Raw genomic sequence first — 23,933 nt, 5'->3', positions numbered from 1 at the left:
AGCCCTTTTCTGTGCATAAGTCCAATTACTGTGATACAAATTCTACTATAGTTGCAATAATAAACATAATTGTGAAAACGCCAAATGATACACCGAAACCAACACCAGAATCGATGGCATCGTTACGTCGACATTGTATGTTTTTTCCTTCAAATGGATTCATTGTTATCCCTCCAATTCTGTTATTTATTATAAGACAACATGTGCATAAAAGCTATATTGAAAAGGAGAATTCCCCGTCTGGCAAGGAATCGACACAATTTAGTCAAAGACACAAATAGCCTTTAAAGGGTAGAAAGTAAAACTCATTCATCTTTCACGAAAGAGCTATTGTGTCTTCTGCTATATCAATAAAAAATCATGTATACTAATAGTATTGCTAGATGGAGGGGAAATTATGATTTCAACGGTTTGGAATACAATAAAAAAAGGTGAGCTGGCACCAGTATATTTACTTGTTGGTGAAGAAAGCTATTTTATAGATGAGACCATCAAGCGTTTAAAAAAAGCGATGGGCCCAGAAGAAGAGCTAGAAATGACAACATTTGATTTGGATGAAATGCCAGTAGATGCTGTCATGGATGAAGCAGATACAATTCCTTTCTTCTCAGAACGAAAATTGATTATTGCTAAAAATGCCTCTTTTTTAAAGGCAACCGAAAAAGGGAAGGAAAAAATCGATCATGATGTGAAGCGTTTAGAAACGTGGTTATCGAATCCATCCGATTTTTCAGTAACTGTATTTATTGCCCCATATGAAAAATTAGATGAACGTAAAAAAGTAACCAAAATGATGAAAGAGCATGCGTTACTTGTGCAAGCAGAAACACCAAAGGAACAGGACTTAGCGGTGTGGATTCAAGGCATTGTGAAAGCACAGGGCAATAGCATTACACAAGATGCAATTGAACTGCTTATGACGATGATGGTTGGAGCGAACATGCTACAATTACAAATGGAAATTGATAAGCTAACCCTTTATTTAGGTGAGGGTGGTGAAATTACATCTACTTTAGTGGAGGATTTAGTGGCCAAAACATTGGAGCAAGATGCTTTTAAAATGCTCAATGCTTATTTGGCGAATGATTCTGTCGGAGCCTTGTCTATCTATCATGATTTATTACGACAAAAACAAGAACCTATTATGTTAGTTGGGTTACTCGCATCCAATGTTCGTACAATGTCGAATGTTTTTTATTTGTTGAAGAAAGGATATCATCCGCAACAAATTGCTAAAAATTTAAAAATACATCCGTATCGTGTCAAATTAATGGTTGAGCAGCGGAATCGACCGTCAGAAGAAAGTTTGTTAAGAGCCTTATATCAGTTAGCAGAGGTTGATTTACAACTGAAATCGACAAGCGGTAACCGAGAACGCTTTTTAGAGCTTTTCTTATTACGTCAACTTTAACACAGAAAGCTGTCCAATATTGCGACAGCTTTTTTTATTGTATCTTTTGAAAACCCCTTGCTATGCGAGGGGTTCCAAAGGGCTTCTAGCTATGGACAAGAAAAAAACCCCAGCCGTACAATGAAATCAGGTCTGGTCAACCGACTTCGTACGAAAGGGGCTCCAAATGGATAATAAAAGTTTAGCACACACGACATGGAATTGTAAGTATCACATCGTCTTTGCGCCAAAATATAGAAGGCAGATTATTTATGGAAAAATCAAAGCAGATATAGGTAGAATTCTTCGCCAGTTATGTGAAAGAAAAGGAGTAGAAATCATTGAAGCTACAGCCTGTCCTGATCATATTCATATGTTGGTGAGTATTCCACCAAAAATAAGTGTTTCATCGTTTGTAGGTTATTTGAAAGGGAAGAGTAGTTTAATGATATTCGATCGGCATGCGAACCTGAAATACAAATATGTACAGTAGGTCGAAACAGAAAAATCATACAGGAATATATAAAAAATCAATTGCAAGAGGATATTCTTGAGGATCAAATGACTATGAAAGAATTCATTGATCCATTTACAGGAGAAGAAATACAAGCAAAAAAGCGAAAATAAAACCACTTTAGTGGTAGCGTGAAAACGGAGTGCGGTTGGCAGACCTTTCAGTGTGTCTTTAGACATGGGCCAGTACCCCAGCGTTTCACGCGTAGAGCAAACCACCAGTTAGACTGGTGGTTCTGATTATCTATCAAAATTAAAAAGATCAGCTACTCCTAATAGAGTATCTGATCCTTTAAACAATTACGCTTTTTTAGCAAGGCGAGACTTTTTACGAGCCGCCGCGTTTTTGTGGATAAGTCCTTTTGAAGCTGCTTTGTCTAAAGATTTGAAAGCTGCTTGTAAAAGTTCTTGTGTGTTTTCAGCGTTAGCAGCAACAGCGTTTTCAGCTTTTTTCACTGTAGTACGCATTGCAGATTTAGCTTGAGAATTAGCAATGTTAGCTTTTTCGTTAACTTTTACGCGTTTAATCGCAGATTTAATGTTTGGCATATATTTCACCTCCTAAATTAGGTACGAGATGATATCTTCTCATTGATTTCTTGTGTCAATACAACAAAAATCATTTTAACAAACGCTTGGCCAAATTGCAATAGATAAATGCAAAGAATATTTACTTGACAGTTTGAACAAACTACAGCTTGAGGTGAACTGTATGGAAAATTTTAATTGGCAACGAACAGATTTAATCGATGAATCAGAAGAGGTAGTTGTCCATCAGACAAAAGAACAAAAAGAAAAATTGGAACAATCAAGTGGCATTCAAATAGTAGATCGGAATGCTGGTCGAGTGAAAATTACAGACGTTCTTGTAGATGCTGAAGGGGAAAAGCAAATTGGTAAAAAAGAAGGACAGTATATTACACTTTCTGTCCCGACCCTAACATTAGAAGATCAAGATGGATTTACACAACTAGAACAAGAGCTATTGGTGAATTTTAAGAAATTGCATGAATCCCTTTCCTGGCAAGAAGACGATAAAATTCTAATTGTCGGCTTGGGGAATCGCACAATTACACCCGATGCGATTGGTCCGTATTTGATTGATCATCTGCATAGTTTAGATGTGATTGATGAAAAATTTGTGATGTATGCGCCTGGTGTAACAGGACAAACAGGCTATGAAACAGGTGAGTTCGTGGCTGCCATTGCTGAACGTCTACAACCAAAATTAATCATTGTCGTGGACGCACTTGCTACGAGAGCGAGTAATCGACTATGTAAAACCATTCAACTAACAAATACAGGTATACATCCAGGATCAGGGGTAGGGAATCAACGTCAGGAAATCTCCTATGAGATGCTGGGTATTCCAGTAACTGCAATTGGCATCCCGACTGTAGTTGATGCACCAGTTTTAATTGCAGATGCAGTAGAAACAATGCTTCGTTCGATAGCTGCTCGAGTGGCTGAACGAAGTAAACCATCATCAAAGCTTTCTTTATCCTCTTGGCAACCAGACATCAGTAAGGACCTAGATATGACGTTAGTTCAACCTATTTTCGGTGAATGGGCGACATGGACGAAAGAGGAACGTCAACAGCTTTTTGAAGAAACCTTCGCAGGCTCCCATACACAATTGATGGTAACGCCTAAAGAAGCAGACTATTGGATTGATCGCTATGCAAGATTAGTGGCTTCTATGCTAATGAATTGGGCAAGTGAAATATAAAAAAGTAAAATGAGAGCTCTTCTGAAGCACTGATTTTTATGCAGAAAACAAGAAATATTTTTTCGTTCTAAAAAATACCCCCCCTCCATACGATATGGGGAGGAGGGTGTGACTTTGCTAAAAAAACTACAATGGTCATTTGGTATATTATTGTTCTTTTTCGTATTACCTGTCATTGCTGGGCAACTTCCGTTCAACAAGCAAGCATCGACTCCGATTAAACAACCAGAAGATAAGCAGGTCGTGTTTGCCGCTACCAATTTAGCTGAACAAAGTGTGTTGGAACAAACGAAAGAACCTGAAGCAGATCAAGCCCCGGATCCGGGACCTGACCCATTTAAAGTGTTAGTGTTATTTACTCATTCCCATGAAGCCTATGAACCAATGGTAAAGGCAGTGAGCGGTAAGGTAGCGACTTCTCATGAAACGGTTAATATTATGAGCTTGAAAGATAAGATTGTGAATCATTTTAATGTAAATGGCTTGAAGACAGATGTTCTTGATGTAGATATTATGAAGAAATTACAAGCAGAAGGTAAGGGATATCACGAATCTTATAATGTGATGAGACCTTATTTAAGTAAGCATTTAGAAACAAATAATTATGATTTAATACTGGATCTACATCGTGACTCATTAAAACATGATCTTACAACAATTTCGTATAACGGGGAAAACTATGCGAAAATCGCAATCGTTGTTGGAGCTGAACATGCCAACTTCCGCTGGAATACAGCCTATGCGGAAAGTTTATCTTCCACATTAAACGCGATTGTCCCTAAAATTTCTAAGGGTGTTATTTCCAAAAGCGGTGACGGTGTCGATGGACGTTACAATCAGGATTTAGCGAAGCAAATGATGATTATTGAGATAGGTGGAATTGGCAATACAGAAGAAGAGATCAATCGTACGATTGCTGTAATTGGGAAGGCTATATCAAAAGCATTTGTAAATGATTCAAAAAAATAAAATGGCAGCAAAAAGTGAGGCTCTTGTAGACTCACTTTTTTACTATTGTATTATAATAAAATTTCCAGAAAAAAATCTCATTATTTGTCTTTTCATTGCTCCATTCTTGTCTTATAATTTTCAAGTTGACTCCGATTGCATGATTAAACGTAAATGAAAAGCATATGCAAGTAAGGTAAATATGATTTTGAAACATCTACCATTTTTGGAGGATGTATTTTTAAAAATATAGCATACATACATATGAATTTTAAAAGATTAAAAAAGTGTAATAATGTTTCATTTTTCTCTAAAACTTTTATCGTTTTTCAATCGTCAAACATATAGTGAACATAAATGAATGAACGATGGAGAGGGGATGATTATTCATTAAAGGGCGCAACTATGCGTCAATCAAGATTTAGTACTCTTTAAGGGCCATTATACTGAGGAGAATTTGATAGATTATTGAAGGAAGGAATAGTATGTCAGGCAAGTCATTAAATCATCGTTATATTCCTGGACTAGACGGGATTCGAGCATTAGCTGTATTAGCAGTTATTGCTTACCATTTTAACTTCAGTTGGGCTAGAGGGGGATTTTTAGGAGTAGATATCTTTTTTGTATTATCAGGCTATTTAATCACCTCTACCATTTTACCTTTAAAGGGCAATCAATTAACAGTCAGCCTCAAAAAATTTTGGATCGGACGGTTTAGACGATTACTACCAGCTGCCTACGTTATGATTGTTTCATCATTTGTTTGGACAATGCTCTTTCATAAAGAGCTCCTCCATACATTAAGAGGAGATGCACTGTCTTCTATTTTTTATTCAAGTAATTGGTGGTTCATTTTTCATAAGCTTTCTTATTTTGATAGTTTCGGATCTCCGTCACCTTTAAAAAACTTATGGTCCTTAGCCATTGAAGAACAGTTTTATCTAATTTGGCCGTTGCTCTTAATGATTGGGCTTTATATTGTCCAAAAACAAAGTCAGCTAGCAAAGGTCGTCTTTCTTGGGGCCATTTGTTCAGCATTAGTCATGGCGATCCTTTATCAGCCAGGTGCTGATCCTAGTCGTGTCTATTATGGAACGGATACTCGCTGCTTTGAGTTATTAATTGGCTGTTGGCTAGCCCTTGTTTGGCCAATGAAAAGGCTATCTTCTCAAAAATTATCGACAAAACATGTGAAGAAATTAAATAGTATGAGTTTTATTGCACTTACTATTTTTTTAGTCAGTATAGTATATGTGGATGAATATCAATCCTTTCTTTATAGAGGGGGAATGTTCTTATTTTGCTTGAATGCGGCGATATTAATTGCATGTGTTTGTCACCCAGTGAGTATTTTAGGAAAAATACTAGCCTGGAAGCCACTTTGTTGGATTGGATCTCGATCCTACGGGATTTATCTATGGCATTATCCTGTTATGGTGTTGGGGACACCTATTCATGAAATCGGTAATCCCTCCTATTGGCGAGTTGCATGGCAGATTGTCCTCATCATTATGATTGCAGAGTTATCGTATCGCTTCATTGAGATGCCTATTCGTAAAGAGGGGTTCAAAGACTATTATCGAAAATACCTTGTCTTTAATAAAAATAAATGGGAAAGTATTTCACTATCACGAAAAATTTCAACCGTCATGGTACCACTTTTCCTTCTTGTATTTTTTACAGGAATGACGGGCGTTGTAGGGGAAGGGCAGGAAAGCACATCTAGTTCCTATCCAACAACCATTAAAATTAATGGAGATGAACCTACAGCCAATCTAAATGAGCATGACAAACAACCAGAGACAGACGAAGCTACCACTAGTAAGGAAAAGGAAGTCGAGGATGTTCAGCAAACAGAAACGCCAAAGCAAGATGAAAATGACGTCCATGCAGTGCCTGAAAAGAAAGAATTTTATAGTGGCATATTAGCAATTGGTGATTCGCTTATGATTGATATTGCACCGACCTTACATACTATTTACCCAACTATTACGATCGATGGAAAAATAGGTCGCCAAGTTTCACAAGCTGTTAAACTAGCACCAAATTATGCAAGTTTTAATCAACCTAATAATGCAGTGATTCTTCAGTTAGGGACGAATGGTTATTTTACGAATGACCAAATGGACACACTCCTTAACGCATTTTCGAATGCGGATATTTATTTAGTAAATACACGGGTGCCTCGTTCATGGGAGGCTAAAGTGAATGAAGCTTTACTCCAAAAAGCACAGGAGCATGAGCATATTACACTAATTGACTGGCATGCAGCAGCACTCAATCATCCAGAATACTTTGCCCCAGATGGCGTTCATTTAGAGAAAAAAGGGGTAGAAGTTTTAACAAACCTGATTCAACAATCCCTACAAAAGCAAAACTAATGAAAAAGTCAGTTTACACAGTTTTTCTGTGTAGCTGACTTTTTTAGATACACCTAGTAGCTATTCGAAATGGAAACATACAAATATGGTAAAAAATAAATGATGTGTGATGTTATAATTTTACTAATGATGGAAAAGGAGTGATTTCTTTGGAAGACTGTTTTATTTGCAATAAACATGCTGGCAATATTGAGGCTGCTGGCGTGATGATTTATGAAGACAAGTATGTTTATGTGGGTCATATTGATAGCAACGGTCAACCGAACTATTTAGGGCATATTATGATTGACTTAAAAAGACATGTACCGACCCTTGCTGAAATGACTGTTGAGGAAGCGCAGGCATTTGGAATCATCATGGCTAGAGTCAGCAAAGCACTAAAGGAGTCAGAAAACGCTGAACATATTTATGCACTTGTTTCAGGGAATTCGGTTCCGCATCTCCATTTGCACCTAGTGGCTCGCTATGCTAATACACCAAAAGAATGTTGGGGTCCTATGGAGGTCTACAATTGGAAAGAGGCTCCTATGGGAGATAATAATGAGGTTATCGATCTATGTAATCGTTTAAAAACACACCTAGAGAATAACCAATATGAATAACAATAGCCAAGATTTTAGCTGGGTTGGTAGCGAAGAAAATTTTGTTGATCAAATAACTATTCAACAATTAAATCATATCATTGTCGGTCGATATGGGGGTAACTCGACTGCAGGGCAATATAAGAATGAGGATGGATGTTTAGTTTGGTATAACGAAAAAGAAAATTGGGAATTTGCCATTATTTTAGATGCACATAACACATCTGAAAGTGCAGAAAAAATTATAGCATTATTTAATGATGAAAAATACACCATAAAGCATTTGCTATCTATGGCCACAACCCGAAGAACTTTTAACATGCTAGAAGAAAAGATATTAAGTATGTTTCAATCGAAAGAGTTTTTATCGATTTGTAAAAATGTAAAGGGAGAAACTGCTTGTTTAATTGTTGTAAGAAAAGATCAATATAGTTGGTGGTTTTCCGTTGGAGATTGTATTTTTTATTTATTTCACCCTGAACTAGCCTCGTTAGGTCAGTACCAAATAAATCAAAGGCAATTCTATGAATGGATCGGACAAGTAAATACTTTTGAACAGGACGTCCCATGTTATAGCGTAGGAATTAGGGAGTTAAGAAAAGGTGAGAATCTTTTTTTTCTAACGACAGATGGTCTAATTGAATGTCCGAATGAGCCTTATGATAATCCTGCAAACATTTTTCATTCTATGAACAGCAACGATGATAAAAGCATTCAGTGGATATTGAAAAACATCCAAGACAATCATGTTAGAGATAGCACCACTATCATTTCTTGGAGAGTTGATAATTCGATGGAAGCCACTAAACCGAGTAATCAATAGAACTCTAAAAAAGAGGTGAGAATTATACCTCTTTTTTCTATACTGTTGACTATGATTTATCCATTATTAACTTTCAACCTATTACTTCGAGTGTCTACCGCTTTCTATACAGGCTACTTCAGCCAATTTCTCTGCATTTATATACTTAATAATGTAAAACCTAAAAGTGGCATTAAACACCTAAAGTATTGATATTATAGGCTTTCCACTCTTGTTGCTGTTGTACTTTGCATATCGTTCATAGTATAATTCATTATAGTTTAATTAGGAGTGGAAAAGATGAACCGAGAAGCACGTTTAAAACGACAAGAGAATATACGAAATTTCTCTATTATTGCACATATTGACCATGGGAAATCAACGCTTGCTGACCGTATTTTAGAGCAAACAAAATCTTTAACTTCCCGTGAAATGAAAGCACAGCTCCTTGACTCAATGGATTTAGAGCGTGAGCGAGGCATTACGATCAAATTAAATGCAGTTCAATTAAAATACGAAGCGAAAGACGGCGAAGTGTATACATTCCATTTAATCGACACACCAGGACATGTCGATTTCACATATGAAGTATCCCGTAGTTTAGCTGCTTGTGAGGGTGCCATTTTAGTTGTGGATGCCGCACAAGGTATTGAAGCGCAAACATTAGCAAATGTTTACTTAGCACTTGATAATGATTTAGAAATTTTACCTGTTATTAATAAAATCGACTTACCAGCAGCAGATCCTGAGCGCGTACGTCAAGAGGTAGAGGATGTCATCGGGCTAGATGCATCGGAAGCGGTATTAGCCTCTGCAAAAGCAGGTATTGGTATTGAAGATATTTTAGAGCAAATCGTTGAGAAAGTACCAGCACCAACAGGTGATCCTGATGCACCTCTACAAGCGCTAATTTTTGACTCTGTTTACGATGCTTATAAAGGTGTTATCATTTCGATTCGTGTTATCAACGGTACTGTTAAACCTGGCGATAAAATTCGCATGATGGCGACAGGAGCAGAATTTGAGGTTATTGAAGTTGGGGTACATACACCAAAGGTTGTGCCACAGGCTGAACTAACAGTGGGGGATGTAGGGTATTTAACAGCATCCATTAAAAACGTGGGTGATACACGTGTCGGTGATACGGTAACCTTTGCTAACCGACCAGCAGCAGAACCATTAGCTGGTTATCGCCGCTTGAACCCAATGGTGTACTGTGGATTATATCCGATTGATACAGCCAAATATAATGATTTACGTGAAGCTTTAGAGAAGCTAGAGTTAAATGACTCTGCTCTACAATATGAGCCAGAAACATCTCAAGCACTTGGCTTTGGTTTCCGCTGTGGTTTCTTAGGATTGCTACATATGGAAATTATTCAGGAGCGTATTGAGCGTGAATTTAATATTGACCTCATTACTACCGCGCCTTCGGTAATTTACGAAGTCCATATGACAGATGGGACTTCCCTTAAGGTAGATAATCCTTCCTTTATGCCAGATCCACAAAAAATTGATCGTGTTGAGGAACCATATGTAAAAGCAACTATTATGGTACCGAATGATTATGTAGGAGCGGTTATGGAGCTTTGTCAAATGAAGCGTGGTAATTTCATGACAATGGATTATATTGATACTTCTCGTGTAAGTATTATTTACGAAATGCCTTTATCAGAAATTGTCTATGATTTCTTTGACTATTTAAAATCCAATACGAAGGGCTATGCATCATTCGACTATGAACTCATTGGTTACCAACCATCGAAACTAGTGAAAATGGATATTTTACTAAATGGTGAACAAGTCGATGCATTAAGCTTTATCGTCCACCGTGATTTTGCTTATGATCGTGGTAAAATTATCGTAGAAAAATTAAAAGAATTAATCCCACGTCAACAATTTGAAGTACCAATTCAAGCAGCAGTTGGACAAAAAATTGTGGCCCGTTCAACAATTAAAGCTATCCGTAAAAACGTGTTAGCAAAATGTTACGGTGGGGATATCTCACGTAAACGTAAACTTCTTGATAAACAAAAAGAAGGTAAAAAACGTATGAAACAAGTAGGTTCCGTTGAAGTCCCTCAAGAAGCGTTCATGGCTGTGCTGAAGATGGATGATACGAAGTAACCTTGAAATAACAGTATTTATAAGGTTTTAATCAAATAGTTTTTTAACAGTTGGGTGGAGATTGCCACCGATTTGCCACCGCATTAAAAATTGTGCCAGCAATTTATAAATTCTTAGCGATGGAATCAAAAATATCGGCAGCATCTCTCGCCATCTTCTGTGTTAAATGGACATAGCGGTCTTCAGTAATTGCTGATCTGCTGTGTCCTAATCTTTTTTGGACAGTTTTTATTGGTTGTCCACTTTCGATCAACATCGGGATTTACGATTTAAAATGGATGGATGGAGAATCCCTCCAAAATTGAACAGGCTACTTTAACCCTTCCAGCAACCTTTATTGCGTTTGATGTACTGTCAACCGATAAACCTCATACACAGCAACCATTGACCAGCTTCACAAATGTATCTTAGCTACAAAAATGAACGATGTACGTGAGTTTGTGAACGCTAAGGGGCTAACATTATCCGTGATATTGCGAACGGTACATAAACTATTGCTAGTACATTAAGAGCCGTTTTCACAGGAGCTTATAACAAGGCTGTAGGACGTTCAAAAGTGAAGCCTAATAAATCTTATCTATAGCAGAGCGAGATTATTTAAATCTATAAAGCTATAGTGATACCTGCCATTGCATTACCAATAATGGTAACAGTTCCTGATGAAGTGACTGTAAACACCATTAATAAAAGATCACCTGCTGCTACAGATACAGGTGGTGAAACATTCTTAAGACCCCTAGCTACGGAAAATAGGGTAGATATTGGGGTTAAATCAACAAATGCGTTTGTAGGAGAGAAAATATTGCTATCTGCAGCTGCACGGTAAATCTGTGCTCTAATTGTACTTTCTATCTGAGGTTGAAAAGTAGTAGTAGAACTAAAGGATGCAGAGATGGTTGTTATATTGCCTGCTTGTGGGTTAGAAAAAGCTTCTGTCACTTGAGTAGTTAGATCAATATCACCATTGGGTAGTAACGCTAATCCATTTACAGCACTTCCGAATCCGATTAAAGATATACCACTTGGTAATCCCACAGAAGTTGTAGATATAGAAGAAGTAAAAGGTCCGGAAGAGAAGGGGATGATTGAGATTCCTGAGGCAACTGAAGGTACTGGTGAACATGTGGCATCTAAAGCTTCAAAAGGTCCGATTTTGCAATTGTTTTTAGCTGACGAACAACCACAATTTATGGAATTATTATCACGCATTTAATACCTCCTTTTTCATCAGTCTATTCAGAGGGGGTGGGTGTTAAAAGGCTATTGTCATCCACCTTCCACAGATGCTAATAAAACTGTTGATAAGAAAGTAAAAGAACCTCGCAAAGTTGGGTATATTGTACGGTGATTTTTATGCCCATTTGTATACTCGATACCATGCCTGATTAATGCCATTCGAGTATTGAAGTGGGCATATATGAAATGCTGTTGTATCAATGGTTTGCACTTCATTTTAGACTGCTCATTACGTTGATTGTGACAAGGTACCTAAGAAAGGCGGCCATGTACAGCACACAATTATGCGAAATTAATTCTGGCTATTTTAAAAATGTCCAAGTGACTGGAAGAGTGAAGTCAAAATATCAGATGGCACTACAAGTATCATTGTGGACGGCATGTTTTCAAGGAATGGAATTCAACATTTTTTAGAAGTCGATAACTTTCAAACCATGAAGGAGTATCGTGAAAAGATTAAATGGTATAAAGAGCTTATACCAAGCGTTGTCAAGCAATTAGGTTATTACCCTTGTATGGTTGACCACAACAGAATCGCGTAGGCAACAGCTAGAAGCATCCTGTGGTGGGCTAAAGTGCACGGTGTACACAATTAACGATATTCAATAAGAGGATGAATATAGATGTTTAAGAAACGTATTAAATCAGTGGTTGTACCTGCTCATGAATATACAGATAACAGTGATTGATTTGAAGGTGATGAAAAGTATGCAACTCTAAAGCATGTAGCAATAGCTGCAACATTCCCATCCACAGTTGCAGTGGGAACAGGGCTATTTATGTTTATGAAACTCAATGACAATATTCCTCCACAGATATGCCTGTATCTACTACACAACAAGTAATGGAACTAGCGGTAGCACAAATACCTTCCATAATTTTGCATTGCTTAATAAACAAAAAAGAATCGAGAGTAGACTTCTCGATTCCTTTTTAAAATTTATTTAGAGAAACAGTTGGAAAAACTTAGCTAATAAAAAGATGGGGACTCCTACCAATATTACGCCTGCAAAGAAATAACAAAATAACATAAAGACATCGAAAACCGCACCGGCTAAATCATCAATGAATTTTAACATTTCATTTCCCTCCAAACATAATAAGTATAGTCACCAATTAAGCATTTAGTCCTTACTTTTTAAAATGCTCCTACCGAATACTAAAATAGAAAATACATAGATGATACACACATTTATTAATTTTGTTTCCTATGTTTCAAGATTCTGTCGTAAAGTCTTTTTTAAATAATAATGTTTAAAATCTCTTCCAACATTATCGAGAGTTCCATAAATTTCATAATCATGATTTTCATAAAATGTTAACGCTTGAAAACTAAGTGTGTCTACTTTAATGAAATCGCACTGATTGTCCCAAGCCATTTGTTCAATTGTTTTCAATAATGTTGATCCATACCCTTGGCCACGAAGCTTTTCGTCAACCATCAGCGTATGGATCTCTAACCAGTTCCAGCAAATTTCTCCTAGAAGGCCTCCAAAAACTTGACCAGCATTATCAGTTAGAAATAAATTAATTTCCTGATAGCGGCCCTGTAAATCTGTTGGAAAGTGTTTTACATTATATTCATAAAGCATGTTATTGACAAACATTTTGTTTTTTTGATGTATTTCTTGTGTAATATGATAGGACATATTTTTACTCCTTAAAGTTGGAATGGTAATGCTCGCTTCCAAATCATATGGTGATTATTTGTTCCCCAAAAATGTTCAAGTATAAAGTCAGGCTGTCCAAACTTTTTCTGCCAGATGATTTGTGCTTGTTTGTATCCACTATCTAAACAAAAGCTAGATTTCTTTTGTTTTTCCAACGTTGTTAGTATTTTTTGTACAAGCAATGTCCCAATACCACGATTTTGGTAGTCTGGATGAACAAAAACGGTACCGATTTCAAGACAATAGGATAAATCTTCTTTGATTGTTTGTTGAATGATCTCGTTGGCTTCTCCACATTCGATGGTACCTATTATTTTATTTGACTCTTCGTCAACAGCTAGCCAAAAAAATCTTTTTTCGCCGCGGCTCTCTAGGTCCATTGCTACATACTTTTTTTTCAATTCCCATTCATGCTGTTGATCATCCACTAGCTCCGCAATCCCTTCTTTTGCATAAGTATCCTGAATAACATGGAAAAAGAATTGGTGTAACGCCTGTATGTCCGATTGTTGTGGACGTCTCAAAAGTAATTTCAAGTTTATTTGCCCCTTCTAAATTTTGTTAGAACAAGGTAAGCTCGTTCAACGTCAATTTCTAGTAAATGATTCATAACTGCCTATACAGCGTTAATCAATCAAGTGCAAGCTGTAACCTAATGCATAGTAAAGGGTAGCGCGATTGCTCCGTCCGTTAGTTTTGTCCTAAATATGCCTAATATAAGTCTATTATATGATTATAACATGTTCTCCTTAATTGGTTAATGATGGAATATGGTAAAATAAAAAACAACTAAAGGGAGGGAATAGATTTTGATAGATTTACTTAAAAAGCTAGATACAGTACTTGAACAAATGCGCAGTTTTATCCAAGAGACTCATAAGCAAGAATCAGCATATCCAATGGTTTTTCATAATTATATCGAAGAAGATGTTAGCTCTTTTGTTGATAGCCGTTGGTCATTGCCTAAAGAATATGTATACTTTTTGAGTCATTATGTAGTGGAGGGGGTCACATGGAGTACTGGTGATTATATAAATTTACAGATCTATGGAGCAAGAGATTTATTACGAGGGCAGGAAGGTTACAACTATAATCCAGTGACAAATGAGGTAATTTTAGATTGGCCGGACGACTTTTTGGTCATTGCAACTGATGAGGGAGACCCTTATTGTCTCGATTTATCAAGAGGGGATAGCGCTATTTTTACCGCGCATCATGGAACAGGTAGCTGGGATTTTACACTGGCTTATGATAATTTACTGATGTTCCTGGAGAGTGTACTAACTGCGCCTGGTTTAGAGGAAGATTTGCCCGAAGCAAGCTGTGCAACGTACTATGAACTGTATATTACAGGTAATGGGCAGGATAAAATAAAGACATTATTGTTGCTTAAAAAAATATTATCTTGCGATTATGCACAGGCAAGAATAGCTCTAGAACAGCCTCCACTATTGATTTTTAGGGGAGTTGAAGCAGGTGCCCTAAGAGTAGAAAATGAGCTACAGCATATTTGTGCAGACTATGAAAAAAAGAAAATCAGTTTGGCGGAATTTCTCCAAAGAGGATAATGAAAAGGAATCATGAGGATGAAAGTGGTTCCTTTAAAAAGTTGTAGCAGTCACTTGTTCAATTCCAGAGGCTATTTCTTCAGATACAGAGGCAATCTAAAATTTACTAAGGCAACTATACAAAATAGTTGGCTCAGTCTAGAAAGAAGGGGTGCAACTACAGCGGTAATAAGCCACTACCATTATCGTGCATAGCTATCATAGATAGAAAAGCATATATTTAACGTGGTATGAAGAAAATGAAATAGCCACAGCAAATATGGGAAAAATAGCTTCTAAACCTGAACTTCATTCTTTTGCAGGAAGTCTTTTCAGCCACCTGCTTGTTATAGTAAGAGAAAGTAAAGGGGGGCTAAAAGATGAGGATTACGAAGGCTAAACTTTTTGTTCACGATCTACAAAAAATGGAGCAATTTTATAGTGAGCTGTTAGGATTTGTGTTGTTAGTAAGTACAGAGGACTATTTTACAATAGCCGTTGGTGATAGTAGGATGACTTTTGAAAAAGCTCCATTAAGTATTAAAAAGCAGTATCATTTTGCACTAAATATTCCTAGTAATTTATTTCAACAGGCAAAAAATTGGGTAAAAGAGCGAGTAGCCTTATTGCATTCAGAGGGGCAGGATGAAATCTATTTTGAATTTTTAAAGGCTTACTCCTGTTATTTTTACGATCCTGAAGGTAATATTATAGAATTTATTTCAAGACAAGAGGTGAATCAAAAACATTCTTCCTCTAGTTTTTCCGTTGAGCATGTGTTAAATATCGGAGAAATTAATTTAACGACTGATGACATTCTAATGGTTGCGAGGAAGTTAAAAAACTTTGATATAAAGTCTATAGAAAACAAGGACATTCAACCAGATGTCCTGAATTTTCTAGGTAACTATGAAGATGGTGCTAATATTCTATTAGGGCCAAGTGAGAGGCTTTGGTATTTTTCGAGTAAGAAAGCAATTGTCAGTCCGATCTGTATAGAAATAAATGAAGCTGTTCAATTAAATATGGATGAAAAAGGTCAACTAACCATTAAGCTATTATAATATTCAATAGAGTCGTATACATTTTTATAGAAGTAGCTGTTCCGTAGAATGTTGTCAAATATTTAATAAAGGAGCTAGAGTTGTTGAAAGCAAAATGCCTTAAAATTTATGAATTTGGAAATCCTCAAGAGGTGTTAAGGATAGAAAATAAAACGATCCTACCTCCACAAGGTCAAGAAATCCTAGTTCGTATGCGAGCGAGACCTATCAATCCTTCTGATTTAATACCGATATGGGGGAAATATGCCCATAGAATCACTTTACCAACAGTCCCAGGCTATGAGGGTGTAGGGATTGTAGAAGAGGTTGGGCCGCTCGCTAGTCTGAAGCTTATTGGACAGAGAGTATTGCCTCTCAGGGGAGAGGGAACTTGGCAGGAAGTGGTGAAAACCAATGCTGAATTTGCTGTAGCTCTCCCTGCGGCAATGGATGATTTTACTGCAGCACAAATGTATATTAATCCATTAACAGCTTTGGTGACCTGTACAGAAGTTCTCAAATTACGGCAAAATGATGTATTGTTAGTGAATGCATGTGGCTCTGCTATCGGGCATATGTATGCTCAATTTGCGAAACTATTAGGTTTTCAGCTTATCGCAGTGACACGGAGTCAACGGCATACTGAGGAATTACAGCAGCTTGGAGCAAGCTTTGTCATAGATACTTCTCAAATGCCTTTATATGAAACAGTTATGGCATTAACCAAGGGAAGAGGAGCCGATGCAGCAATTGATTCTATTGGAGGGGAAGCAGGCAATCAACTTGCTTTCTGCGTAAAGCCCAGTGGAAAATTTCTAGCCATTGGTCTTTTATCAGGCATACAAGTGAATTGGACAAACATTGTGAAGCAAGCAAAAGTACAGGCTATGATGTTTCATTTAAGAAATTGGCAGCGACAAACGTCAACAGAAAAATGGCAGCAAACAATGCAACAGCTCATTCATCTTGTACATAATGGTTCGTTAAAAATGATGAAGGTGCAAACCCATTTTCCATTACTAGATATTCATAAGGCAATAGATGCTGTTCAATCGTCTAATAAAGGAAAAGTTTTTTTGACGAACGATCAATAACAAACGAACACATTTGTAGCGGCCTTTGTTTGAGCTACAAATGTGTATGTTTTACTCTTGAAAATGGAAGGTATCTCCACAGAGGGGTACCCCCTCGAAAAATGGGAGGAACCCGCTCAAAGGAAGGGAAAAGCCGCTCGAAATGGGAGGTAAACCGCTCAAAGGAAGGGACCAGCCGCTCGAAATGGGAGGTAAACCGCTCAAAGGAAGGGAAAAGCCGCTCGAAAATGGGAGGAACCTGCTCAAAGGAAGGGAAAAGCCGCTCGAAAATGGGAGGAACCCGCTCAAAGGAAGAGCAACCCCGCTCGAAATGGGAGGTAAACCGCTCAAAGGAAGGGACCAGCCGCTCGAAAATGGGAGGAACCCGCTCAAAGGAAGGGAAAAGCCGCTCGAAAATGGGAGGAACCCGCTCAAAGGAAGGGAAAAGCCGCTCGAAAATGGGAGGAACCTGCTCAAAGGAAGAGCAACCCCGCTCGAGAATGAAAGAAATCCACTCCATCAATGAGTAGAAGGGAAGTTACATTATCAAGGATGCTTATTTTACTGATGGAGGCAATGATTGTCATTCTTGAGGATGTTTTATGATATAATCTTCTCTGATATAGATGGCTAGAAGGAGTGAGATCATTGTTAAAAACGGAAGTATTTGAACAATTAAAAACGGCAATGAAAGAGAAAGATACTTTAGCGAAAGGTGTACTATCTCTTTTAAAATCAGCATTAGATTCAGCTGAAAAGGAAAAGGGAGAGGTATTAACTGCTGAAGAAGAAATGGCCATTATTAATCGTGAGGTCAAGCAAACCAACCAAGCTTTAGAGGGCGCACAAACAGCTGGGAGAGCTGACCTGATTGAAAAAGAAGAAGCCAAATTGACTCTATTAAAATCTTTCTTACCAAAGCAATTGACAGAAGAAGAAATTGCTGAGAAATTAGTGGCAGCTGGTATTGGAAAAGGAATGAACATGGGCGAGGCTATGAAAATTGCTAAACCATTGCTTACAGGCCAAGCAGAAGGCGCTGTTATTTCTAAAGTTGTGAAGAGTATTATTGCCTAAACTTCTACCACTACGGTAGAAGTTTTTTTATGGATGGAAAAATCCGCTATTCCATAATTAAGGATAGCGGATCTGTTCATTTTATAACTTGAATTTTTGAATAATATTACGAAGCTGTTGCGCCATTTCAGCTAAGTTATTTGAAGAAGCGGTTATTTCTTCAATACTTGCTGATTGCTCTTCAGAGGCAGCCGCTACGTTTTGAATATTACCTGAGGCTTGCATAGCTACTACGCCCACTTGCTCTACAGAAATAGCTATACTGCTAACGCCTTCATTGATGTTGGACATAATAGTATTCACATGATCCATTTCCTGCGTCAATGCAGTGATTTGACTATTGATATCTGCGAATGCTTCTCCTGATGCATCAAATGTAGCTGAGCTTTCAGCAAGATTACTACTGCTGATCGCCATTGATTTTACTGCTTGTGAGGTTTCTTCTTTAATGGTTTCGATACGTGTACGAATACTGTTTGTTGCATCTAAAGATTGATCTGCTAGCTTACGTACCTCCTCAGCCACTACGGCAAAGCCTTTACCATGCTCACCGGCACGAGCTGCCTCAATCGATGCATTTAAAGCTAATAAGTTTGTTTGATCTGTAATCTGGGTAATCAATGTTACAATATCCCCGATTTCATTTGTATATGTGCTTAATCGTTCTACGACAGTTGCAGACTCTTGAATGGCTTGAGATGTAACGGCCATTTTTTCTGTAGCATCCTGAATCGTCGTATTTCCTTTTTCAGAGATTGCTGAAGTGTGAAATGCTTTTTCTGTAACATCAGTGACGCTTTTTACAACCTCTGTCATTTTGCTTGAGATAGTAGTAATATGACTTTCTACTTCTTCAATCGAAGAAGTTTGCTTTTCTGAGCCCACTGCCACCTCTTGCATAGAAGATGTAATTTGCTGAATGGATGCACTTGTCTGTTCAGAGCTTGCTGTTAATTCTTCTGACATGGCGGCCACTTGTTCAGCATTCTGAGCTATTTGATGAATCAATGAGCGTAAATCTTCCGTCATATTTTCTATCCCTGAAGACAGCTGGGCAATTTCATTGGAACCTTTTATTTGCAGAGGTTCGACAGCTAAATCCCCTTGTGCAACTTGACCGACATAGCGAGTCATTTTTTTGATTGGCTTCGTAATACCTACACTAATAAAGTAAGCAACGATCACCCCAAAAATAATAAATATAACGGTAAGAACAATACAAATCCATAGTGTTTCCGTTTGAAGTTCAGAGATGAAAGAGGCATCCATATCTAAACCGAAAATAATATCAGTATCTTTAAATGGGATAAAAATAGATTTATGGATTCCATATTCATCCTCGTATAATTCACTAGTTTGACTAGTTCCAGAGTTTAAGGCTTCATGCATTTCTTCACTAAACACATAGTCTTGTTGATGATTATCGGTATTACTTAAAGCGACAATATGCTCCTTACCATTGGCTTTAGAAAGCACATAGGCATTTTCAATATCATACTTTTTAACTACTGTGTTCAATTGATCCAATACTTTTTTATATTTGTCAGGACTACCGTTATCCGCTGCTTTGACGTCATTTTTCTCAATATCTTCAAAAATCGTATTGGATGTAATCTCTAAAGTAGATTCGAATTGTTTAATCACAAAATTGTCGATAATCCGATAAGAAGCTACAAATAATACAACACTAAATAGCAAAGAGATAATCGCTATTGGAATAGTGAAACTGGCTATATATTTATAGAGTAAAGAGCTCTTAAATTTAGTGACGATACGCAATGTGAGACGCCTCCAGTACGTTAAGCTTTTGCTGTAAGAAATGAATCATATCTGGAATATGAGCTGTTTCTGTATAAGGTGAAATAGAGAAGAATTTCGCCGCTGCAACTGGAACATGTTGTGTTGTATCACTTGTATGAACGGTACAAACTCGTGTCGTGTCACCAAAGAATACTTCGTCTCGTCCTTCTCCAATAATTTCAAAGAATGAAGCGTTGATACCATTAATATGTTCAATCTGATCTTGTGTATAATGACCAGCTTGTTCAGCTTGCCAATTCAACCCGTCTGGATACAAACGGAAAGCTGTTACAGGACCGATATTCGTTTCATTTACCACTTGTAACATTGGTGTTTTCTCAGCTAATTGAGCACGGAAAGCTAAATTCACTCGTACATAATTAGCTAGTAATTGTTGATAGCCTTCTTTACCGAACGCTTGTAATGCAGCGAAAATAGCAATAGAGCTACCCATACGAGAACATTCTAATGTATAGCCAGTATGATAAGAGCCATAACCACGATTCCCGACATATGGCGTATCGAAGTCCTCAATATCTAATAATTGCAAGCTTTTACCATCTTTAACTAAGAATAAGCTTGTTAAATAAGGTGTTTGTCCAAGCTTTTGGAAGTCGAAGCACAGGCTATCTGCAATAGCTAAATGCTGCATACGTTTATGGATTTGTGATAAACCTTGTAATACTTCCTCTTCAAATTGTAGTGGGTTATTCTTGAAATCATAATCATTGAAAAAAGCATAAAATCCACCTAACGCTGAATCCGCATGAATATGTACTGGCTGTAAATTATATTTCTTCTCAAGCGTTGTTGTGACTTCTTTGATGGCTTGTACATCATCAATCCCAAATTGATCTGTTGCACCTGTAGTTGCTACTACATAGACAGGAATACCGCCATTTTCGATAACTTCTGTCATACGAGCACGTAGGTCTTCCACATCCATAGCATGATCTTTGCCTGCTTTTACACGTACTAAATGTTTACTACCGATGCCTACTGCTTCTACAGATTTTAATAGGCTATAATGGGCATTTTCTGAAGCAAAGCAATATAAGTTATTTGGTACACCGTCTTCCTTTGCATGTGGGAATTGTTTTGCAATAGCAAGACGTAATCCGCTGAATACCGCACCTTGACCGCCCCATGTAGTATAGCCAAAGCTCTTTGTATAATCATAGCCTACTAATTTTGACATCATCGATACTACTTTTACTTCACACTCAGCAGCAGCTGGACCGTAAACATCCCATAAGTTATTGCCGTTCAATAGGGCATTTGTAAACTGGCCTAATACACCTGGGATACTTGCCATCGGTAAAACATTGGTAACAAAGTTACGTGTATGATAGGGATGTCCTTGCATTAATTGTGTTAATTCATCTACTACTTGATCGAGCCCAACACCTGTTGTTGGTACTTGATGGTCCTGCATTATTTCTTGGTAAAAATTAGCAGAGCGTTCTTTCATTGGACCAAGTGTAGTTTTATTAGGATTCTTTAATTCATCTAATGAGGAAACAATTTTCTCTAATAGGGATAAAAAATTCTCTCTTTGTTGAATATTTCCATCTTCGCTCTGGAATAATTGTTGGATATTGTGCATCATCATCATCCTTTTTTAGTTCATATTTCCTCTATTTTTAACTTAATAAAAATAGGACCTTATACTAATGGTATAATAGCATATTTTAGCAGAGTTGGTTATTATATTTTACTGAAAAAATATTTATTAACATTTCTGAAAAGTCTTACTTTCGTTGGTATAAAATACATTGTTGTTCTGTGTAGAGATAATAGCTGATGAAGGTGTACAAAATGTTGATTAAAGGGGAGGTGTGAAGTTATATAATTTATAATGTTGATGTTATATATAAAGATTGAAAAGGTGATACTTTCTAACTAACTTGAGTCTGCACGGAGAGTAGTACAGACCCGAAGTAACTGTATGTTTATTGCTGAAATTGTAGAAGTTCATCTACTGTAACAAATGTATATCCATCATTACTAAGAGCTTGCAACATTCCTTCTGTTGCCTGCAATTCATTGTCAGTAGGATCATACATCGGGTGCATTAAAATGATAGATCCTGGTTGAATATTTTCAGTTACATAGTTAATTTTGTCTTCTGCGTTTGTAAAAAATGTATCGGGTTCTAAGTTCCAAGTAATCGTCTTGCGTTGATGTTTATTTAAGTAGTAAGGCAATCCAAATAATTTTTTACCATACGGTGGTCTTACGACAGGTGTTTTTTGGTAACCAATACTAGCAATAAGCGCATCGTTTTTTTCTATTTCATTTTTAATAAAGGAAGGGCTTTTTAATACCATACGCTTGTGTGAATACGTATGATTGCCAATTTGATGTCCAGCTTCCACAATTTTTTTAGCCTCTTCTGGATTTTCCTCAATGTCATCCCCAATTAGAAAAAATGTGGCTTTTACTTGGTAACTGTCAAGTAACGCGAGAATGGCACTAGTATTTTTAGTAGGTCCATCATCAAAGGTTAAGGCAACAACCTTTTCCTCTGTTATAACATGTGAGGTAATATTACCAAACAATTGATAATCACGAGCATTCATTAATTTATAGGCAGCAAATGTTAAAGCAATGATGAATAAAATCCCCATTCCGGTATAAGTTAGTCTCCGTTTCATTGACAAACTCCTTTCTTTCATCATGACGGTTATTGTTTAAATGTATGTCATCTCAAATGCGATCACAACGAAGTTTCATCTTCTTTTGTTTGAATACCAAAAAATTAAGCATACTACGTTTGAGGTGAGGAGATGTATAAACTATTATCACATAACGATTTAGATGGAGTAGGTTGTGGAATTTTAGCGAAGCTTGCGTTTAATGATAAAGTGAAGATACGCTACAATTCCATTACGGCACTTGACCGTGAAATAGAGTTCTTTTTGGAGAATGACCAACAGAAAACGTTTTTGTTTATTACCGATCTTTCTCCAAATGAAAAAAATGAAAAAAGGATTCAGGATTATTACCAAGCCACTGGTAATGTGCAATTGCTGGACCATCATAAAACAGCTCTTCACTTAAATCAATATGAATGGGGAAAGGTTTTAATTGAAGATGAGCAAGGCTTAACATCAGCTACTTCATTATTTTATCAATACCTTGTGACCCATGGACTATTAGAAAAAACAGAGGCCATTTCAGAGTTTGTAGAGTTAGTAAGGCAGTACGATACTTGGGAATGGGAAAAGAATGGGAATTTTCAAGCACAACGGTTAAATGCCCTCTTTTTTTTAGTGTCTATTGAAGAGTTTGAAGAGAAAATGCTTGATCGTTTAAAAACAAATAATCACTTTGATTTTGATGAATTCGAAAAGAAAATTTTAAGTATGGAAGAAGAAAAAATAGAGCGTTATATTCGACGTAAGAAACGAGAGCTTGTCCAAACAAATTTGGGCGAATTTTATGCTGGCATTGTCTATGCGGAATCGTACCATTCTGAGCTTGGCAATGAATTAGGAAAAGAAAATGTTCATCTTGATTATATTGCCATGATGAATATGGGAAGTAAAAAAATCTCATTTCGGACGATTCATGACCATATTGATGTATCCTCCATCGCAGCCCAATATGGTGGTGGTGGGCATCAAAAGGCTGCCGGTTGCTCTTTAACAGTGGAAGCCTATAAACAGTTTGTGTTAGAAACATTTCATATAGAGCCTATTCCAGAGGATGCAAAAAGAAATCGCTATAACATCAAAGGAACATCATTTGGAACATTTTATAAAAACCTTGAAGATGAAGTGTTTCTACTATATACAAATAATGAAATAGACTGGGTAATAGAAAAAAATCGAACACCCTTAGAGCAAATTTTTTCAAGTTTTAATGAAGCAGAGTGGTTTTTGAAACGGAATTACCAAGCATGGCTAGTAAGAGATGATGTCTTTGTGGACTATTTAATGCAGGAAGCAAATAAAGTCCGTCATTCAAATAAAGGAATGTAATAATTCCTTTTACATATGAATTTATCCATC

General features: G+C 37.0%; 22 protein-coding genes and 1 pseudogene. 14 read left to right on the top strand and 9 right to left on the bottom strand.

Features of this window, described 5'->3' with window-relative positions; translation table 11 throughout:
* Positions 1–25: 25 nt before the first annotated feature.
* Positions 26–163 carry a YqzM family protein gene (locus OU989_RS15145; protein ID WP_036121877.1) on the bottom strand — a complete coding sequence of 46 codons (138 nt, stop codon included), beginning with the start codon at positions 161–163 and terminating at the stop codon, positions 26–28.
* Between the two features lie 234 nt (positions 164–397).
* Here OU989_RS15145 and holA point away from each other — a divergent pair, with 234 nt between their 5' ends.
* Together holA and tnpA are read left to right on the top strand one after the other, a co-directional pair.
* Positions 398–1,411 carry a DNA polymerase III subunit delta gene (gene holA, locus OU989_RS15140; protein ID WP_274793844.1) on the top strand — a complete coding sequence of 338 codons (1,014 nt, stop codon included), beginning with the start codon at positions 398–400 and terminating at the stop codon, positions 1,409–1,411.
* 166 nt (positions 1,412–1,577) lie between these two features.
* Positions 1,578–2,017, top strand: a pseudogene (gene tnpA / locus OU989_RS15135) (IS200/IS605 family transposase).
* A 186-nt stretch (positions 2,018–2,203) separates the two neighbouring features.
* On the opposite strand, the gene rpsT reads toward tnpA, so the two are convergent.
* Positions 2,204–2,452 (bottom strand): 30S ribosomal protein S20, encoded by a 249-nt coding sequence (rpsT, locus tag OU989_RS15130; protein ID WP_274793843.1) that lies wholly within the window; start codon positions 2,450–2,452, stop codon positions 2,204–2,206.
* Positions 2,453–2,615: 163 nt separating this feature from the next.
* On the opposite strand from rpsT, the gene gpr reads away from it, so the two are divergent.
* The 6 genes from gpr (at position 2,616) to lepA (ending at position 10,471) form a co-directional block, all read left to right on the top strand.
* Entirely contained in the window at positions 2,616–3,632 is a 1,017-nt protein-coding gene (gene gpr, locus OU989_RS15125) for a GPR endopeptidase (RefSeq protein ID WP_274793842.1), read from the top strand.
* 108 nt (positions 3,633–3,740) lie between these two features.
* The gene (gene spoIIP, locus OU989_RS15120; protein WP_274793841.1) at positions 3,741–4,601 is read left to right on the top strand and encodes a stage II sporulation protein P; all 861 of its coding nucleotides are present in this window, start codon (positions 3,741–3,743) and stop codon (positions 4,599–4,601) included.
* A gap of 464 nt (positions 4,602–5,065) precedes the next feature.
* Positions 5,066–6,961: an acyltransferase family protein gene (locus OU989_RS15115; protein WP_274793840.1), complete on the top strand. Its 1,896-nt coding sequence runs from the start codon at positions 5,066–5,068 to the stop codon at positions 6,959–6,961.
* 149 nt (positions 6,962–7,110) lie between these two features.
* Positions 7,111–7,563 carry an HIT family protein gene (locus OU989_RS15110; protein WP_274793839.1) on the top strand — a complete coding sequence of 151 codons (453 nt, stop codon included), beginning with the start codon at positions 7,111–7,113 and terminating at the stop codon, positions 7,561–7,563.
* Positions 7,556–8,365 carry a PP2C family serine/threonine-protein phosphatase gene (locus OU989_RS15105; protein WP_274793838.1) on the top strand — a complete coding sequence of 270 codons (810 nt, stop codon included), beginning with the start codon at positions 7,556–7,558 and terminating at the stop codon, positions 8,363–8,365. The genes OU989_RS15110 and OU989_RS15105 overlap by 8 nt, the downstream gene beginning before the upstream one ends.
* 279 nt (positions 8,366–8,644) lie before the next feature.
* Complete coding sequence (gene lepA, locus OU989_RS15100) at positions 8,645–10,471, top strand: translation elongation factor 4 (protein WP_274793837.1); 1,827 nt, start codon at positions 8,645–8,647, stop codon at positions 10,469–10,471.
* A 603-nt stretch (positions 10,472–11,074) separates the two neighbouring features.
* Here lepA and OU989_RS15095 read toward each other — a convergent pair.
* The 4 genes from OU989_RS15095 to OU989_RS15080 all read right to left on the bottom strand — a co-directional run bounded on the left by OU989_RS15095 (position 11,075) and on the right by OU989_RS15080 (position 13,913).
* Entirely contained in the window at positions 11,075–11,680 is a 606-nt protein-coding gene (locus tag OU989_RS15095) for a hypothetical protein (RefSeq protein ID WP_274793836.1), read from the bottom strand.
* Between the two features lie 971 nt (positions 11,681–12,651).
* Positions 12,652–12,786 (bottom strand): hypothetical protein, encoded by a 135-nt coding sequence (locus OU989_RS15090; RefSeq protein ID WP_274793835.1) that lies wholly within the window; start codon positions 12,784–12,786, stop codon positions 12,652–12,654.
* A 129-nt stretch (positions 12,787–12,915) separates the two neighbouring features.
* Positions 12,916–13,356 (bottom strand): GNAT family N-acetyltransferase, encoded by a 441-nt coding sequence (locus OU989_RS15085; RefSeq protein ID WP_274793834.1) that lies wholly within the window; start codon positions 13,354–13,356, stop codon positions 12,916–12,918.
* An 11-nt stretch (positions 13,357–13,367) separates the two neighbouring features.
* Entirely contained in the window at positions 13,368–13,913 is a 546-nt protein-coding gene (locus OU989_RS15080) for a GNAT family N-acetyltransferase (RefSeq protein WP_274793833.1), read from the bottom strand.
* A gap of 273 nt (positions 13,914–14,186) precedes the next feature.
* On the opposite strand from OU989_RS15080, the gene OU989_RS15075 reads away from it, so the two are divergent.
* The 5 genes from OU989_RS15075 (at position 14,187) to OU989_RS15055 (ending at position 18,117) form a co-directional block, all read left to right on the top strand.
* Complete coding sequence (locus OU989_RS15075; RefSeq protein ID WP_274793832.1) at positions 14,187–14,945, top strand: SMI1/KNR4 family protein; 759 nt, start codon at positions 14,187–14,189, stop codon at positions 14,943–14,945.
* A 359-nt stretch (positions 14,946–15,304) separates the two neighbouring features.
* Entirely contained in the window at positions 15,305–15,988 is a 684-nt protein-coding gene (locus tag OU989_RS15070) for a VOC family protein (RefSeq protein WP_274793831.1), read from the top strand.
* An 83-nt stretch (positions 15,989–16,071) separates the two neighbouring features.
* The gene (locus tag OU989_RS15065) at positions 16,072–17,061 is read left to right on the top strand and encodes a zinc-dependent alcohol dehydrogenase family protein (protein ID WP_274793830.1); all 990 of its coding nucleotides are present in this window, start codon (positions 16,072–16,074) and stop codon (positions 17,059–17,061) included.
* 142 nt (positions 17,062–17,203) lie between these two features.
* Complete coding sequence (locus OU989_RS15060) at positions 17,204–17,566, top strand: hypothetical protein (protein ID WP_274793829.1); 363 nt, start codon at positions 17,204–17,206, stop codon at positions 17,564–17,566.
* A 122-nt stretch (positions 17,567–17,688) separates the two neighbouring features.
* Positions 17,689–18,117, top strand: coding sequence for a GatB/YqeY domain-containing protein (locus OU989_RS15055; RefSeq protein ID WP_274793828.1), 429 nt, complete (start codon positions 17,689–17,691; stop codon positions 18,115–18,117).
* An 81-nt stretch (positions 18,118–18,198) separates the two neighbouring features.
* Here the strand turns inward: OU989_RS15055 and OU989_RS15050 are convergent, their stop codons facing one another.
* The 3 genes from OU989_RS15050 to OU989_RS15040 all read right to left on the bottom strand — a co-directional run bounded on the left by OU989_RS15050 (position 18,199) and on the right by OU989_RS15040 (position 22,574).
* Positions 18,199–19,896, bottom strand: coding sequence for a methyl-accepting chemotaxis protein (locus OU989_RS15050; RefSeq protein ID WP_274793827.1), 1,698 nt, complete (start codon positions 19,894–19,896; stop codon positions 18,199–18,201).
* Positions 19,880–21,523, bottom strand: a complete 1,644-nt coding sequence (locus OU989_RS15045; RefSeq protein WP_274793826.1) for a pyridoxal phosphate-dependent decarboxylase family protein — start codon at positions 21,521–21,523, stop codon at positions 19,880–19,882. Before OU989_RS15045 ends, OU989_RS15050 begins: the two co-directional genes overlap by 17 nt.
* A gap of 346 nt (positions 21,524–21,869) precedes the next feature.
* The gene (locus OU989_RS15040; protein WP_274793825.1) at positions 21,870–22,574 is read right to left on the bottom strand and encodes a polysaccharide deacetylase family protein; all 705 of its coding nucleotides are present in this window, start codon (positions 22,572–22,574) and stop codon (positions 21,870–21,872) included.
* A gap of 132 nt (positions 22,575–22,706) precedes the next feature.
* Between OU989_RS15040 and OU989_RS15035 the strand changes: the two genes are divergently transcribed.
* Complete coding sequence (locus OU989_RS15035) at positions 22,707–23,903, top strand: DHH family phosphoesterase (protein WP_274793824.1); 1,197 nt, start codon at positions 22,707–22,709, stop codon at positions 23,901–23,903.
* Positions 23,904–23,933: the final 30 nt, after the last annotated feature.

It is taken from the genome of Lysinibacillus irui (assembly GCF_028877475.1).
GTDB classification, from domain to species: domain Bacteria; phylum Bacillota; class Bacilli; order Bacillales_A; family Planococcaceae; genus Lysinibacillus; species Lysinibacillus irui.
The sequence above is the reverse complement of the archived record's forward strand: the minus strand, read 5'-3'. Positions and strand labels throughout refer to the sequence as shown.

Coding starts and splice junctions, on each gene's coding strand:
- OU989_RS15145 (WP_036121877.1), bottom strand. CDS start 163: ATGAATCCATTTGAAGGAAAAAACATACAATGTCGACGTAACGATGCC.
- holA (WP_274793844.1), top strand. CDS start 398: ATGATTTCAACGGTTTGGAATACAATAAAAAAAGGTGAGCTGGCACCA.
- rpsT (WP_274793843.1), bottom strand. CDS start 2,452: ATGCCAAACATTAAATCTGCGATTAAACGCGTAAAAGTTAACGAAAAA.
- gpr (WP_274793842.1), top strand. CDS start 2,616: ATGGAAAATTTTAATTGGCAACGAACAGATTTAATCGATGAATCAGAA.
- OU989_RS15115 (WP_274793840.1), top strand. CDS start 5,066: ATGTCAGGCAAGTCATTAAATCATCGTTATATTCCTGGACTAGACGGG.
- OU989_RS15105 (WP_274793838.1), top strand. CDS start 7,556: ATGAATAACAATAGCCAAGATTTTAGCTGGGTTGGTAGCGAAGAAAAT.
- lepA (WP_274793837.1), top strand. CDS start 8,645: ATGAACCGAGAAGCACGTTTAAAACGACAAGAGAATATACGAAATTTC.
- OU989_RS15095 (WP_274793836.1), bottom strand. CDS start 11,680: ATGCGTGATAATAATTCCATAAATTGTGGTTGTTCGTCAGCTAAAAAC.
- OU989_RS15090 (WP_274793835.1), bottom strand. CDS start 12,786: ATGTTAAAATTCATTGATGATTTAGCCGGTGCGGTTTTCGATGTCTTT.
- OU989_RS15085 (WP_274793834.1), bottom strand. CDS start 13,356: ATGTCCTATCATATTACACAAGAAATACATCAAAAAAACAAAATGTTT.
- OU989_RS15070 (WP_274793831.1), top strand. CDS start 15,305: ATGAGGATTACGAAGGCTAAACTTTTTGTTCACGATCTACAAAAAATG.
- OU989_RS15060 (WP_274793829.1), top strand. CDS start 17,204: ATGGGAGGTAAACCGCTCAAAGGAAGGGACCAGCCGCTCGAAATGGGA.
- OU989_RS15045 (WP_274793826.1), bottom strand. CDS start 21,523: ATGCACAATATCCAACAATTATTCCAGAGCGAAGATGGAAATATTCAA.
- OU989_RS15040 (WP_274793825.1), bottom strand. CDS start 22,574: ATGAAACGGAGACTAACTTATACCGGAATGGGGATTTTATTCATCATT.
- OU989_RS15035 (WP_274793824.1), top strand. CDS start 22,707: ATGTATAAACTATTATCACATAACGATTTAGATGGAGTAGGTTGTGGA.